15 protein-coding genes are annotated in these 14,679 nt (G+C 65.0%); 4 read left to right on the forward strand and 11 right to left on the reverse strand.

Features of this window, described 5'->3' with window-relative positions:
* Positions 1-740 precede the first annotated feature (740 nt).
* The 3 genes from FJ980_RS25585 to pcaF are packed head-to-tail and all read left to right on the forward strand — an operon-like array spanning position 741 to position 3,604.
* Positions 741-1,598 carry a CoA transferase subunit A gene (locus FJ980_RS25585; protein ID WP_140546480.1) on the forward strand — a complete coding sequence of 286 codons (858 nt, stop codon included), beginning with the start codon at positions 741-743 and terminating at the stop codon, positions 1,596-1,598.
* Entirely contained in the window at positions 1,595-2,398 is an 804-nt protein-coding gene (locus FJ980_RS25590) for a CoA-transferase subunit beta (RefSeq protein WP_140546481.1), read from the forward strand. Before FJ980_RS25585 ends, FJ980_RS25590 begins: the two co-directional genes overlap by 4 nt.
* Positions 2,399-3,604, forward strand: a complete 1,206-nt coding sequence (gene pcaF / locus FJ980_RS25595) for a 3-oxoadipyl-CoA thiolase (protein ID WP_140546482.1) — start codon at positions 2,399-2,401, stop codon at positions 3,602-3,604.
* Positions 3,605-3,617: 13 nt separating this feature from the next.
* Here the strand turns inward: pcaF and pobA are convergent, their stop codons facing one another.
* The 11 genes from pobA to FJ980_RS25650 form a co-directional block, all read right to left on the reverse strand.
* Positions 3,618-4,790, reverse strand: coding sequence for a 4-hydroxybenzoate 3-monooxygenase (pobA, locus tag FJ980_RS25600; RefSeq protein ID WP_140546483.1), 1,173 nt, complete (start codon positions 4,788-4,790; stop codon positions 3,618-3,620).
* On the reverse strand, positions 4,790-5,842 hold the full coding sequence (locus FJ980_RS25605; RefSeq protein WP_140546484.1) for a 3-carboxy-cis,cis-muconate cycloisomerase: 1,053 nt from the start codon (positions 5,840-5,842) through the stop codon (positions 4,790-4,792). The genes pobA and FJ980_RS25605 overlap by 1 nt, the downstream gene beginning before the upstream one ends.
* An 11-nt stretch (positions 5,843-5,853) precedes the next feature.
* Positions 5,854-6,468 carry a protocatechuate 3,4-dioxygenase subunit alpha gene (gene pcaG, locus FJ980_RS25610; protein WP_140546485.1) on the reverse strand — a complete coding sequence of 205 codons (615 nt, stop codon included), beginning with the start codon at positions 6,466-6,468 and terminating at the stop codon, positions 5,854-5,856.
* Positions 6,468-7,220 carry a protocatechuate 3,4-dioxygenase subunit beta gene (pcaH, locus tag FJ980_RS25615; protein WP_140546486.1) on the reverse strand — a complete coding sequence of 251 codons (753 nt, stop codon included), beginning with the start codon at positions 7,218-7,220 and terminating at the stop codon, positions 6,468-6,470. The genes pcaG and pcaH overlap by 1 nt, the downstream gene beginning before the upstream one ends.
* Positions 7,213-7,611, reverse strand: a complete 399-nt coding sequence (pcaC, locus tag FJ980_RS25620) for a 4-carboxymuconolactone decarboxylase (protein ID WP_140546487.1) — start codon at positions 7,609-7,611, stop codon at positions 7,213-7,215. Before pcaC ends, pcaH begins: the two co-directional genes overlap by 8 nt.
* Positions 7,604-8,416 (reverse strand): 3-oxoadipate enol-lactonase, encoded by an 813-nt coding sequence (gene pcaD, locus FJ980_RS25625; protein ID WP_140546488.1) that lies wholly within the window; start codon positions 8,414-8,416, stop codon positions 7,604-7,606. Before pcaD ends, pcaC begins: the two co-directional genes overlap by 8 nt.
* Positions 8,417-8,517: 101 nt before the next feature.
* On the reverse strand, positions 8,518-9,372 hold the full coding sequence (locus FJ980_RS25630) for a sugar phosphate isomerase/epimerase family protein (protein WP_140546489.1): 855 nt from the start codon (positions 9,370-9,372) through the stop codon (positions 8,518-8,520).
* 1 nt (position 9,373) lies between these two features.
* Positions 9,374-10,150 carry an ATP-binding cassette domain-containing protein gene (locus FJ980_RS25635; protein WP_140546490.1) on the reverse strand — a complete coding sequence of 259 codons (777 nt, stop codon included), beginning with the start codon at positions 10,148-10,150 and terminating at the stop codon, positions 9,374-9,376.
* Positions 10,147-11,133 (reverse strand): ABC transporter permease, encoded by a 987-nt coding sequence (locus tag FJ980_RS25640; protein WP_140546491.1) that lies wholly within the window; start codon positions 11,131-11,133, stop codon positions 10,147-10,149. Before FJ980_RS25640 ends, FJ980_RS25635 begins: the two co-directional genes overlap by 4 nt.
* A 132-nt stretch (positions 11,134-11,265) precedes the next feature.
* The gene (locus FJ980_RS25645) at positions 11,266-12,255 is read right to left on the reverse strand and encodes a substrate-binding domain-containing protein (RefSeq protein WP_140546492.1); all 990 of its coding nucleotides are present in this window, start codon (positions 12,253-12,255) and stop codon (positions 11,266-11,268) included.
* Between the two features lie 60 nt (positions 12,256-12,315).
* Positions 12,316-13,392 carry a LacI family DNA-binding transcriptional regulator gene (locus FJ980_RS25650; protein ID WP_140546493.1) on the reverse strand — a complete coding sequence of 359 codons (1,077 nt, stop codon included), beginning with the start codon at positions 13,390-13,392 and terminating at the stop codon, positions 12,316-12,318.
* Positions 13,393-13,537: 145 nt separating this feature from the next.
* Between FJ980_RS25650 and FJ980_RS25655 the strand changes: the two genes are divergently transcribed.
* A complete protein-coding gene (locus tag FJ980_RS25655; RefSeq protein WP_140546494.1) occupies positions 13,538-14,569 on the forward strand; it encodes a hydroxyacid dehydrogenase in 1,032 nt (343 codons plus the stop codon).
* Positions 14,570-14,679: the final 110 nt, after the last annotated feature.

The raw sequence follows: 14,679 nt of genomic DNA on the forward strand, positions 1-14,679 counted from the left end.
CCTATCGCGATCGTCATTCCAGGGCGGAGCAGCCGCGAAGCGGCGTCGCGGAGACCCTGGAATCCATTCCGTGACCTTTGCCGTGGGGTGCAGCGGTGCGGAATTCTGGACCGTGGCAACGCCTCGACATCACGGAATGGATTCTATGGTCTGCGCGCGTCGCTTCGCTCCTTGCTCCGCCATAGAATGACGATGTTGGGTTGGCTTCAACCAATCCCCAGCGTTTGCGCTGATTTCACGGAAATGAACGGAAAATCCTGCTCGAAGACAAACGGCAACCTCTCAAAATCCCTGTGTTGGTGAACCAGTTCCTCGGCACGGGATTTTCATTTCCGCAACGTCAGCACAAACGCCAGGGTGGCCGAAGCCTCCCAACCTCGTCATTCCAGGGCGGAGCAGCCGCGAAGCGGCGTCGCGGAGACCCTGGAATCCATTCCGTGACCTTGATCGAAGGTGCAGCGGAGCAGAATTCTGCACCGTGGCAACGCTCGGATGCCACGGAGTGGATCCTTGGGTCTACGCGTCCGCTTCGCTCCCGCTCCGCCCGTGGATGACGACGGTGGGGCGTTCCGCGCCGGCGGTCCGTGATCGGCACGGCGATCGAGCGCAGGCTCCAGTTGCTCGTCGACAATGGCGAAGGCATCGGCCCTCGCCTTGTCGATGGCTTGCCCAGAGCGGCACGACCGGTGATAAGACTATGTTCGCAATGCGAACTTTCTTGCATCTCCGGAGCCGCCCCGATGGTCAAGTTCCTGCCGCTGAAAGAGGCGGTCGCGGAAAACCTGCATGACGGCGATACGGTCGCCTTCGAGGGTTTCACCCATCTGATCCCGACCGCCGCCGCGCATGAGGCGATCCGCCAGGGCTTTCGCGACCTGACGCTGATCCGCATGACGCCTGACCTGATCTATGACCAGATGATCGGCATGGGCATGGCGAGGAAAATCGTCTTCTCCTACGTCGGCAATCCTGGCGTCGGCCTGCTCAGGCGCGCCCGCGACGCCATCGAGAACGGCTTTCCCCGAGCCATCGAGATCGAGGAGCACAGCCACGCCGGCATGGCCAATGCCTACGAGGCGGGCGCCGCCGGCCTGCCCTGCGCGGTGTTCCGCGGCTATCGCGGCGCCGGTCTTGCGGCGGTCAATCCGAACATCAAATCCGTCACTTGCCCTTTCACCGGCGAGGTGCTGGCCGCTGTCCCGGCGATAAGGCCTGACGTTACCTTCATCCACGCGCAGAAGGCGGACCGGAAAGGCAATGTGCTGGTCGAGGGCATCATCGGCATCCAGAAGGAGGCCGTCCTTGCCGCAAAGCGCGCTGTTGTGACGGTCGAGGAAATGGTGGACAATTTCGACGACCTCCACCCCAATCTCACGGTGCTGCCCAACTGGACGATCGCGGCCATTTCGGTCGTGCCCGGCGGCTCGCATCCCTCCTACACGCATGGCTATTACGAGCGCGACAACGCCGCCTATCTCGAATGGGACGAGATCGCCGCCGACCGCGGCCGCTTCCAGGCGTGGATGCAGCAGAACGTCATCGAGAGCAGCCCGGACGACTTTGCCGGCCGCGTCGAGCATCTGAGGAAAGCCGCATGAGCGACGCGAAGGATATTGGTTTCACCCCGAACGAGATGATGACGATCGCCGCCAGCCGCGCCTTGAAGAGCGACGATGTCTGCTTCGTCGGCATCGGCGCGCCATCGGCCGCCTGCAACGTCGCGCGGCTGACCCATGCGCCCGACATCACGCTGATCTACGAGAGCGGCACCATCGGCGCCGCCCCCGACGTTCTGCCGCTGTCGATCGGCGACGGCGAATTGTGCGAGACCGCGGTCGCCACCGTCTCGGTGCCGGAGATGTTCCGCTATTGGCTGCAGGGCGGCCGCATCTCGATCGGCTTCCTGGGCGCCGCCCAGCTCGACAAATTCGGCAACATCAACACAACCGTCATCGGCGACTATGCGCATCCGAAGACCCGCCTGCCCGGCGGCGGCGGCGCGCCGGAAATCGCCACCTCGTCGAGGCAGGTCTACATCACCATGGCGCAGTCGAAGCGCGGCATGGTCGAAAAGATCGACTTCTTCACCTCCTTCGGCCATGGCGATGGCGGCGATCATCGCAAGCGCCTTGGCATCGATACCGCCGGGCCGACCCTTTTGATCACCGACCTCGCCCTCTGGAAGCCGCACCCTGTGACCAAGGAGTTTACCGTAGTGTCGCTGCATCCCGGCGTCACGCGCGAGCAGGTGCAGGAGACCTGTGGCTGGACGGTCAAGTTCGCGGAGGCTCTTGACGAGACGCCGGCGCCGACGGAACTCGAGCTGAAGACATTGCGCGACCTGCAGGCCCGCACCAAGGCGGCGCATCAAGGGATCGCCGAAGGGAAAGCTGCCTAGATGATCGACGCCTTCATCTGCGACTACATCCGCACGCCCATCGGCCGCTTCGGCGGCTCGTTGTCCTCCGTCCGCGCCGACGACCTCGGCGCCATCCCGCTGAGGACCTTGGTCGAGCGCAACGCCGGCGTCGATTGGGCGGCCGTCGACGACGTCGTCTATGGCTGCGCCAACCAGGCCGGCGAGGACAATCGCAACGTGGCGCGCATGGCGCTGTTGCTCGCCGGCCTGCCGCAGGACATCCCTGGTTCGACCGTTAACCGCTTGTGCGGCTCTGGCATGGATGCTGTCACCATCGCCGCACGCGCCATCAAATCGGGCGAGGCTGAGCTGATGATCGCCGGCGGCGTCGAATCGATGAGCCGCGCGCCCTTCGTCATGCCGAAGGCCGACGCCGCCTTCTCGCGCAATGCCGAGATCTACGACACCACCATCGGCTGGCGCTTCGTCAACCCGCTGATGAAGAAGCAGTACGGCGTCGAGTCCATGCCGGAGACCGGCGAGAACGTGGCCGAGGATTTTTCCGTTTCCCGCGCGGACCAGGACGCCTTCGCCGTGCGCAGCCAGGACAAGGCGGTCGCCGCGCAAGAGAGCGGCCGGCTGGCGAAGGAAATCACGCCGGTGACCATCCCGCAGAGAAAGCGAGAGCCGGTCGTTGTGACCAAGGACGAGCATCCCCGCGCCGGCACCACCATAGAAGCGCTGGCCAAACTGCCGACGCCGTTCCGCCACGGCGGCACGGTGACCGCCGGCAACGCTTCCGGCGTCAATGACGGTGCGGCGGCCCTCATCATCGCTTCGGAAGCCGCGGCGAAGAAGCATGGCCTGACGCCGATCGCCCGCATCCTCGGGGGTGCCGTCGCCGGTGTGGCGCCGCGCATCATGGGCATCGGCCCGGCGCCGGCCACCGAGAAACTTTGCGCCCGCCTTGGCGTTACAGCAGACCGGTTCGACGTCGTCGAATTGAACGAAGCTTTCGCCTCGCAAGGCATTGCCGTGCTGCGCCAGCTCGGCATCGCCGAGGACGCCGCGCACGTCAATCCGAACGGCGGCGCGATCGCGCTCGGTCACCCGCTTGGCATGTCGGGCGCGCGCATCACCGGCACGGTGGCGCTCGAGCTGCGCGAGCGCGGCGGCAAGCTGGCTTTGGCCACCATGTGCATCGGCGTCGGCCAGGGCATCGCCATCGCGCTGGAGCGGGTTTGACCGCCCAGGCAGATCAATAGGGCAAGCCGACATAGTTCTCGGCGAGTGCGGTCGATGCGGCTCTCGAATGCACGAGATAGTCGAGCTCGGCTTCCTGGATGCGTTGGCCGAACGCGCCCGTCTCCGGAAAACGGTGCAGCATCGTCGTCATCCACCAGGAAAAGCGCACCGCTTTCCACACCCGCGCCAGCGCCTTGGCCGAATAGGCGTCGAGTCCTGTCTGCGAGCCCTCGCGATAGAATTCACGAAGCCCGGCAAACAGATAGCGCACGTCGCTGGCAGCGAGGTTGAGGCCCTTGGCGCCGGTCGGCGGCACGATATGGGCGGCGTCTCCGACCAGGAACAGCCGGCCGATGCGCATCGGCTCGGCGACGAAGGAGCGCAGCGGCGCGATCGACTTCTCGAACGATGGACCGGTGGTGACGGCGGCAGCCGTCGCCGGCGGCAGGCGGCGGCGCAACTCGTCCCAGAAGCGGTCGTCCGACCAGGCCTCGACGCGCTCCTCGGCCGGAACCTGCACATAGTAGCGGCTGCGCTGCGGCGAGCGCATCGAGCAGAGCGCAAAGCCCCGCTCATGGTTGGCATAGACCAGCTCGCGGTCGGCCGGCGGCACCTCGGCCAGCACGCCCAGCCAGCCGAACGGATATTGCCGCTCGAACGTCTTCAGTGCGCCCTCTGGCACCGAGCGGCGGCTGACGCCGTGATAGCCGTCGCAACCGGCAATGAAGTCGCAGTCGATGCGATGCGTGAGGCCGTCCTTGTCGTAGGTGACGAAGGGCGACGCACCGCCGAAATCATGCAGCGCGACATCCGACGTTTCGAAGACGGTCAGGAGACCCGCCGCTTCGCGCTTCTGCATCAGATCGAGCGTCACCTCGGTCTGGCCATAGACGGTCACATGCTTGCCGCCGGTGAGCGCCGTTATGTCGATGCGATGCGCGCGGCCGCCGAAGGCGAGCGAGATGCCGGCATGCTGCAGGCCTTGTGCATAGAGCCTCTCCGCCGCGCCCGCTTCGCCGAGCAGGTCCACCGTACCCTGTTCGAGCACACCGGCGCGCACCCGACCAAGCACATGCTCGCGGCTCGACCGCTCGATGATGGTTGTCTCGACGCCAATCGTGGCAAGCAATTGGCCGAGCAACAGCCCGGACGGCCCGGAGCCAATGATGGCGACCTGCGTGCGCATCAATGACCGAGGCTCTCGACCTGCGCGGCCAACTCGGCCGCAAGCCTCAGCGCGGCCGCCGTCGCCACGACCATTTGCGGCAGGATGAGCCATTCCAGCGTCCAGGCCGAACCCGAGCGCTCCTGCTCATGCACCAGCGCCTGGTGCATGCCGGAAAGCTGGACGGCATTGAAGCGGGCGAGTGCCACCAGGGCTTCCGCCTTCACGGGGTTCTGCTTGTGCGGCATGGTAGATGAACCGCCGCCGCCGGACAGCTTGATATCGGTTCCCGCCTGCGCCATCAGCGCAACGTCCTGCCCGAACTTGCCGAGGCTGCCGGTCACCAGCGACAGCCAGCCGGCGAACTCGGCGAGCGCGTCGCGCTGATTGTGCCATTGCGGCGCGTCAGCAAGGCCGAGCTTGCCGGCAAGCGCGGCGCGCACTGCGGCGGCCTTGTCGCCGAGCTTTTCCAGCGTGCCGGCGGCGCCGCCGAACTGCACCACCAGCAGCCGGCCGGAGAGCTCCTTCAAACGTTCCTGGTGACGCTGGAGCGGCGCTCGCCAGGAAGCGATCCGGTCGGTCATGGCGATCGGTATCGCCGGCTGCATGCGCGTCACCGCCATCATCGCCCTGCCCTCGAAATCCTGTTCGAGACCGGCGAGCCGCACGACGTTCTCGCTGAGCAGCAGGCCGACATGCTCGACCGCCGAGCCCAGGCGCAGCACCAGCGACGTATCGATCACATCCTGGCTGGTCGCGCCGAAATGAACGTGCGCATCGTGCGGCGGGCCGACGGCAGCCTTGATCTGTCGCACCAGTTCCGGCACCACGACACCGTCCGTGGCGACGCCGGCGCGCAGCTTCGCCGTGTCCGGCCGGAACCCCGCCAGCGCCTTCGAGATCGCCGCCGCCGCATCGCGGGGTATCGCGCCGCACTCGGCTTCCGCCTCGGCCAGCGCCCGCTCGAAGCGGAGCATCGCGGCGATGTCGGCTTCGACGGAAAAATGTCTGGCCGCCTCCTCGTCGCCGAGCAGGCCGGAAAGCAGCGGGTGATCGAAGGGCGAAACGGTCATGGCGGCCACGGTCAGCTGTCGAAGAAGACCGTCTCCTTTTCCCCCTGCAGGTGGATGTCGAAGACGTAAGTATCGCCCCGGCGCTCGGCGATCAGCGTCGGCACACGCAGGCGATGCTCGATGCGCGCAAGGATCGGGTCCTCGGCATTGGCCTTTTCCTCGTCCGAAAAATAGAGCCTGGTATGCAGGCCGACATTGATGCCGCGCGCTGCGATCCAAAGCGTGATGTGCGGCGCCATCAGGCGCCCGTCGCGGAACGGCACGCGGCCCGGCTTGATCGTCTGGAACAGGCAGACGCCCGTTTCCATGTCGGTCGGCTGCCGGCCCCATCCAGGGAAATTCGGATCGGCGGCGCCACGCATCTCGGCCGGTGAATTGTAGAACCCGTTGGCGTCCGCCTGCCAGATCTCGATCAACGCATCCTTGAGCGGCGTGTCGGTGCCGTCGAGCACGCGGATATGCAGTTCGATACGCTCGCCCTTGGTCTCGCCGTTGATCATCGACGAGCCGAGGTCGCTCGCATAGACGCCGCCGATGCCGCAGAAATTGGGCGTGAGCCCGATATGCACATAGGGCCCGGCGGTCTGCGAAGGGCTCTCCTTCAACCGGTCGAGCGACTGTGCCATCAATTGCCCTCCGGTCTGTTCTCGAACAGCGTCGAGCGTCGCCCGCGCAGCACGATGTCGAACTTGTAGGCGAGCGCATCCATCGGGATCGTCGACTGCATGTCGAGCGCGGCGATCAGCGCCTCGATGGCTGCCTTGTTGGAGATTCCGCCGACGATCGGGCAGCGCCAGATCAACGGATCGCCCTCGAAATACATCTGCGTGATCAGGCGCTGCGCGAAGCCGTGGCCGAACACGGAAAAATGGATATGTGCCGGCCGCCAGTCGTTCGGTCCGTTGGGCCAGGGATACGGCCCGGGTCTGATGGTGCGGAAGGCGTAGCCGCCGTCCTCGCGGGTAATCGCGCGTCCGCAGCCGCCGAAATTCGGATCGAGCGGCGCAAGATACCCCTCCCTCTTGTGCCGGTAGCGGCCGCCTGCATTGGCTTGCCAGAATTCGAGCAACACGCCGGGCACGCCCTTGCCGCGCTCGTCGAGCACCCGCCCATGAACGATGATGCGCTCGCCGATGGCGCTCTCGCCGGGTCTGGCGAAATTGTGTATCAGGTCGTTGTCGAACTCGCCGAGCATCGCATGCCCGAACACCGGGCCGGTCGATTCCGACAGCGTGTTGTCGAACGACACCAATGCCTTCTGCGGCGAGCGCAGCACCGAGCTTTTGTAGCTCGGCGTCAACGCCGGCGGATGCCATTGGCGGTCGCGCTGGAAGAAGGCGCCGGTTTCCGGCGCCCGGTTGGAGCCGGCCTCAGCCATGAGCGGCCCCGTCCATCTGCGCAAACACCTCCTTGGCGATCTTGAAGGCGCGGTTGGCGGCCGGCACCCCGGCATAGATCGCGACATGCAGGAAGGCTTCGCAGATGTCCTCGCGCGAGGCGCCGGTGTTGGCGGTGGCGCGCACATGCATGGCGACCTCCTCGTCATGGCCAAGCGCTGCAAGCAGCGCCAGCGTCACGATCGAGCGTTCGCGCTTCGACCAGCCGGGCCGCGCCCACACCGTTCCCCAGGCGGCCTCGGTGATCAGCTGCTGGAACGGCCGGTCGAAATCGGTCGCGGCAGCCTCGGCGCGGTCGACATGCGGATCGCCGAGCACGGCGCGACGGACCTCGAGCCCAGTCCGGTAGCGGTCCTTCGCGACATCATTCATGATCAGACTTTCCCTCAGGCAACGAGGCGACGAAATCGCGGATCAAGGTGACGAGCGCCTCGGGCTGCTCGATGCACGGGATGTGTCCCGCGTTGCGGATCACCTCGAAGCGCGCGCCGGGGATCAGATCCGCCAGCGAGCGAACAAGGTCGGGTGGCGTCGAGCCGTCCTGGTCGCCGACGATGCAGAGCGTCGGCGCAGCGATACGCCGCGCCGCGTCGGTAAGATCGGCATCGCGCACCGCCGCGCATGTCCCGATATAACCAGGCAGCGCCTGCCTGATCAGCATGTTGCGGCAGCCGGCCAGCTCGGCCGCGCGCCTGGCATGGAAATCGGGGGTGAACCACACTTGCAGCACGCCGTCGGCGATCGCCTCTATGCCGTCGCGCTCGACGGTCGCGATGCGCGTGTTCCAGCTCTCGGCGGTGCCGATCTTGTGCGCTGTGTCGCTGAGGATCAGGGCCTCGACACATTTTGGATGACGGGTATAGAGCCGCTGCGCGATCAGGCCGCCAACCGACAGGCCGAACAGCACCACCTTGTCGAAACCGAAATGATCGATGAGACCCAGGAGGTCGTCGACATGGTTGTCTATCGAATGCACCCCGTTGCCGATGTCTGACAGGCCGTGGCCGCGCTTGTCGTAGACGAGCATCGGCATTTCGCCTTCAAGACGCGCGACGACATCGTCCCAGATCCGGAAGTCGGTGCCGAGCGAATTGATGAAGATGATTGGGCGCGAAATGCCCGTCGCCTCAATGTAGCGGTGGTGCAGCGTGATGCCGCCTATGCTGACGAATGGCACGGTTCCGATCCTCTGAACCCACATTGCACCAGCTATTTGGTTCGGTAAATCGAAACCGTCCAGGGTTGCTTCGGCCGGCTTCCTATGGGGGAGCTTGCTGCCTACCCGAGCGTCAGCCCCGCCTTCTTCGCCTCCTCGCGCAGGAACGGCAGGCCGACCTCGATCACGTCGCGCGGATCTTCCGCCACCGGCCGCCAGACGGCGAGCCCGCCGGCAATGTCGACATCGACATGGTTCATGCTTTCGAGCGTGATCGCGCCCTGGTAGCCGATGTCGGCGATGGCCTTCATGCAGGCTGCCCAGTTGAGCATGCCTCGCCCCGGCACGCCGCGGTTGGCCTCCGATACATGCACATAACCGAGATAGGGCGCCGCCGCCTCGAAACCGGAAGCAAAGCTCTCTTCCTCGATATGCATGTGGTAGGTGTCGAGATGAATGAAGATGTTGGGCGCGCCGATGCGCTCGATGATCTTTGCCGCGTCGATGCCGCGGTTGATCAGATGCGTCTCGTAGCGGTTGCAGGGCTCGATGCCGAGCTTCAGGCCGCGCGACTTCGCCGCTTTCGCCGCGCGTTCGAGGAAACGGCACATACCGTCGATTTCCCTTTGCGTCGGCGCCCGACCGGTGGTCTTGCCGATCGTGCCGTAGGTGACGCCGCCGAGCGCTTCCGCGCCGACCTCATTGCAGACCCGGAAAGCCGGTTCGAGGAAATCCAGCGCCTCGTCCGGCCGTTCGACCACATCGAGCGCGCGCGGCAGGCCGAGCGAGGGGACCAGTTCAACACGATAGTGATTGGCAAAGCTGCGCGTCCGCTTGGTGTCGATCTCCTCAGGCCGAAGCAAAGGGATCTCCATCAGCCCGATGCCATATTCCTTGAGCCTGTCCATCTGCGGCTCGATGCGGGCGAGGTCCCAGACCGGCGCGATGGCGAAAGTGTGCAGTCCGAAAGTGTTCATGTCAGCCTCGTTGCTCATGCGCCGCCGCTGCGGCCGTATCGCCGCCGCCGACGATGCGGCTGACGACTTCGTTCATGTTGGTCCTGGCGGTAACGAGATCGGCATCCGCCCTGCCGTGGCGAAGCACGACGATGCGATCGGTGACCGACAGCACGTCGTTCAGCCGGTGCGAGATCAGGATGACGGCGATGCCTTCCGACTTCAGCCGCCGGATGAGGTCGAGCACGCTCTGCACCTCGCGCACGGCAAGTGCGGCCGTCGGCTCGTCCATGATAACGAGCTTCGGATTGAAGGTGAGCGCCCGCGCGATCGCCACCGTCTGCTGTTGGCCGCCGGAAAACGAACCGACCGACCGGTTTATTGACGGCAAATGCGCGCCCAGCCGCTCGATCATTTTCGACGCTTGGCGATCCATCTCGCTTTTGTCGACGAAGCCGGGGAACAGGCCGAGCAACTTTTTCGTCGGTTCGCGACCGAGGAAGATGTTCGACGCCACGTCCTGCTGCTTGGCCAAAGAAAGATCCTGGTAGATCATTTCGATGCCGAGGCGCCGCCGCTGACCGGGGTCCAGCGCCAGGATATCCTTGCCGTCGAACTCGATCGAGCCGGTGTCGGCACGGTAGATGCCGGTGATGGTCTTCATCAGCGTCGACTTGCCGGCGCCATTGTCGCCGACCAGCCCGACCACCTCGCCGGCCGCGACCGAAAGGTCGACGCCATGCAGCACGTCGACCGCGCCGAAGCTTTTGCGGATGCCGCGCAGCGAAAGCAGGGTCATACGCGCGACTCCTTCCGCACTTGGTATTGGTCGATGAAGACCGCGAGGATCAGCACCGCGCCGATCGCCATCTGCTGGTAATAGGATTGCACGGCAAGCAGCGTCAGCCCGTTCTGCAAGACGCCCATGATCAGCGCGCCGATCATCGTGCCGAGGATCGAGGCGCGGCCGCCGAACAGATTGGTGCCGCCGATGATCGCAGCCGTGATGGCGGTGAGCTCGTAGTTGATGCCGGCGGTCGGGTCGCCGGCATTGACGCGGGCGGTGAACAGCAGGCCGGCAAGCCCGGCCAGCGCGCCCGACAGCGTGTAGATGATGCGGCGGTGATGCTCGACGCGGATGCCCGCGGCTCGCGCAGCACCTTCGCTATCTCCCAGCGCCAGCGTGTGGCGGCCGAAACGCGTATAGGCAAGCACCGCATGCGCGACGATGGCCGTCAGCACCAGGATGATCACCGGCATAGGGACACCGAACGGCCGCCCCTGCCCGATATAGACGAGCTCCGGCGGCAGTCCGTAGATCGCCCTGCCCTGCGAGATGACCAGCGCCAGCCCGCGCGCCAGGCCCAGCATGCCGAGCGTGACGATGAAAGCCGGCACGAAGGCGCGGGTGACCAGTTGACCGTTGATGTAGCCGGCGATCCCGCCTGCGAGGATGCAGGCGGCGACGGCGAAGACCGACGGCCAGCCGAGATTGACCGCCGCGAAAGCGCCTGCGACGCCCGCAAGCCCCATGACCGAGCCGAGCGACAGGTCGAGCCCGCCCGAACCGATGACGAAGGTGGCAGCGATCGCCAGCACGCCGATCGTCGATGTGGCCAAAAGGATGTTGAGGAAATTGCTGAGCGACAGGAAATAGGGCGACAAGAGCGCCATTGCCGTGCTCAGCGCCAGAAGCACCACCAGCGACTCCAGCCGGATGTGGAGCCTTTCGACGGATGCTCGCTGCACCCGAGCCCAGAAGCCGGGCTGTTCAGAAGCCATGTCTTTGCACCTTGAGAGAGGGCTGCAAGGCAGTAGGCAGTAGGGCTTAGGCAGTAGGGAAAATATGAAAGCGATCCGAGCGGTACGAACCGCTTCTTCCCTACTGCCTACTGCCTACTGCCTATTCCCTGCTTACTTCACATATTGCAGCATCGGCTCCTTGCCGGCGTCGATCACGTCCTTGGTCAGCACCAGCGTGGGTACTGCGATGCTGTCCTCGACCTTCTCGCCGGCCAGCGCCTTCTTGACGTTCTCCACCGCCTGCTTGCCGACGAGATAGGGAAGCTGCGCCACCGAGGCATTGAGGCGGCCTTCCTTGATCGATTTCACCGCGTCGACGTTGCCGTCGACGCCGATGATCGTCACCTGCGAACCCTTGCCCGCCGCATAGACAGACTCGACTGCACCAAGCGCCATGCCGTCATTGGCGCAGAAGATGGCGACGAGATCGGGATGCGCCGTCAGCGTGTCGGTGGCGATCGAAGCGGCCTTGCCGCGATCCCAGTCGCCCGGCAGTGAAGCGACGATTTCGAGGCCGGGCGCCAGCTCCTTCAGCTTGTCGGCAAAACCCTTGGCGCGCTTCTCGCCGGTGATGTTGCCGGACAGGCCCTCGATCACCAGCACCGGACCCTTGGCGTCCTTGCCGAGCTTGTTGGCCAGATATTCGGCGCCCTGCGCGCCGGCGGCGATGTTGTCGGAGCCGATATGGAAGGTGACCTTGACGCCTTCCTTGTCGAGCACCGCCTGGTCGAGATTGTTGTCGAGGTCGACGATCTTGATGCCGGCCTCCTGCGCCGACTTCAGGCAAGGCAGAAGATTGGTCGAGTTGATGGCTGCGGTGATCATCGCCACCGGCTTGCGCTCGAGCATGGTGTTGCAAAGGTTGAGCTGCGGTTCGGCCGCCTGATCGCTCTCGGCCGCCTGCTGGAAATATTTCACGCCGGCTTCCTTGGCGCCGTCCGCGACACCCTGCGCCATCGCGCCCCAGAACGGGTTGGCCAGCGTCTTCATCAGCACGCCATATTCGCCGTCCTCGGCATTGGCAACGCCGACGGCGGAAAACGCAAGCGCGGCGCAGATGGCAATGGTAAATCGATTTATCCTGGGGAAATGCGATATCATTCTATCCTCCGTTGATCCTTGGCGCCGGATGCCACGGCCAGGGCCGGCGCATGCTTCCGCTCACGACAATGGGGGCTGTTGTCGGTCTCCTCCCCCGGAATGCGGACCGCTGCCTGGCGAGCCAACGGATTCCCGCATCAACACCTGGCAGGGCTCGAGCCGCGCCGTGGGTGGTCCCACATCACCGTCGACCCTGCGAAACAAAAGGTTCATCGCCTCGCTGGCGATCCGGTGCACCGGCTGCACCACGGCGGCGATCGCCGGCCATGTCACCTGCATCCACTCCGCGTCGTCGAAGCCGACCAGCGAGATGTCGTTCGGGCAATGCCAGCCGCGCCGGCGGAATTCGGACAGCGCGACGAGCGTGCCCTTCAAAAGCAGCGAATAAACGGCGGTCGGCCGCTCTCCCCTGGCGAAGTATTCGCGCAGCGAGGACCTCAGCGGCTCGACGCTGACCTCCGAGGTGATGACGTCGATGCGCGCCGATGGGTTGAGCGCCAGCGCCTGGCTGCGAAAACCTTCCAGGCGCGCCCGCACCGTCGCCGCCTGCTCGGCAAGGCCGATGACCAGGATGTGGCTGTGCCCATTGCCGATCAGCATCCGCGCCACTTCGGCGCTGGCGGCGAAACTATCAGCCGATACCGTGTCGAAAGCGTCGTCGGACAAGACGCGGTCGATCAGCACGCTGGTCATGCCGTGGGCTTTCATGAAGGCGGCCGCCGGACCATGCTCGTTGCGCACAGGCGCCAGCACGACGCCGGCAACGCGCCAGTCATGCATGCGGGCAAGGATTTCCTTCTCGCGCGCCTCCGATTCACGGCTCGATGCGGCGACCAACGTGTAGCCGCGCTGCTCAGCAAGGCCTTCGAGCTCGGTGACCATCGAACCGAAAAACTCGCTTTCGAATTCCGGCATGATGGCGCCGATGATGCGGCGCTTGGCCCTGCGCATGTCAGAGGCTAAAGGATCGACGCGATAGCCCAGATGCTCGACGGCATCGAATACACGCTGCGCGTTTTCGGGCTTGACCGTGGTGACGCCGGCCAGCACCTTGGAGACGGTGGCCGCGGACACGCCGGCATGGCTTGCGACGTCGTGGATCGACGGACGCCGCTGCCGGGTTTGGTGTTGTGCCATTGACCTCCTCCCGAGGGGCAGGCAGCCGATTTTCTGCCTCGCTATTGTAATCGATAAATCGATTTTTCGTTCTTGTAAATCGTTTCATCGGGAGTAAGACTTGAATGCGTGATTGACGCGATCCAATCGCGCCCGGAGGAAAAACATGCCCGACAAAGCCTTGCCGCTGGTCATCAGCGCGCCCGAACCGCGCACGTTGGAGCTCATCTTCACGCCGCCGCAGCTGGCGCGCCTGCGCAAACACTATCGCATTGTCGAGACCACCCCGGAAGGCGTTGCCGCCATGCCCGCCGAAACTCTGGCCGAGGCGCGTTTTATCATCGGCCAGCCGCCGATTTCAGCTGAGACGCTGGAGAAGCTGAAGGCGCTGCGCTGCATCTTCAATGTCGAGACCAACCTGCTCAACAACATGCCCTATGAGACGCTGTTTGCGCGCGGCATCCATGTCGTCACCACGGGCCTGGTCTTTGCTGAGCCGGTCGCGGAACTCGGCCTTGCCATGGCGCTGAACCTTGCGCGCGACATTGTCGACGCCGACCTCGCCTTCCGGCAGGGCAAGGAGCTCTGGGGCGGCGACGGCAACCAGACGGCGCGGCTTCTCTCCGGCGCAGATGTGGGCATCATCGGCTTCGGCGATCTCGGCCGGGCGCTCAACCGCCTGCTGACCGGTTTTCGCACCCGCACCAAGGTCTATGATCCGTGGCTGCCACCGTCGATCCTGATCGACAACGGCGTCGAGCCGGCCTCGCTGGACGAGGTGCTGTCGCAAAGCGATTTCGTCTTCGTCGTCGCCTCGGTGACCAGCGAGAATCAGGGTTTCCTGGGCGCCGACGCCTTTGCCAGGATGCGCAAGGGCGCAGCCTTCATCCTGCTCAGCCGCGCCGGCGTCGTCGATTTCCCGGCATTGATGCAAGCGGTGAAGAGCGGCCACATCGTCGCCGCGAGCGACGTCTTCCCGGAGGAGCCGCTGGCAAAGGACCATCCCGTCCGCACCCTGCCCGGCTTCCTGCGTTCGGCGCATCGCGCCGGCGCGCTCGACGTTGCCTTCAAGCGCATGGGCGACATGGTGCTGGAGGACATGGACCTTATCGACCGCGGCCTGCCGCCCCTGCGCTCCAAGCGCGCCGAGCGCGAGACGGTTTCGCGCATGCGATCCAAGCCGGTCGACAGGAACTAGTGGCACTGCACAGGGGATTTTGACCGGTCGGCTCTGTTTGCGTTGGCAGGTGGAGATTGGCCGAAACACCCATCGCGATCGTCATTCTAGGGCGAAGCAAGGAGCGAAGC

The organism is Mesorhizobium sp. B1-1-5 (assembly GCF_006443065.1).
Taxonomy (GTDB): domain Bacteria; phylum Pseudomonadota; class Alphaproteobacteria; order Rhizobiales; family Rhizobiaceae; genus Mesorhizobium.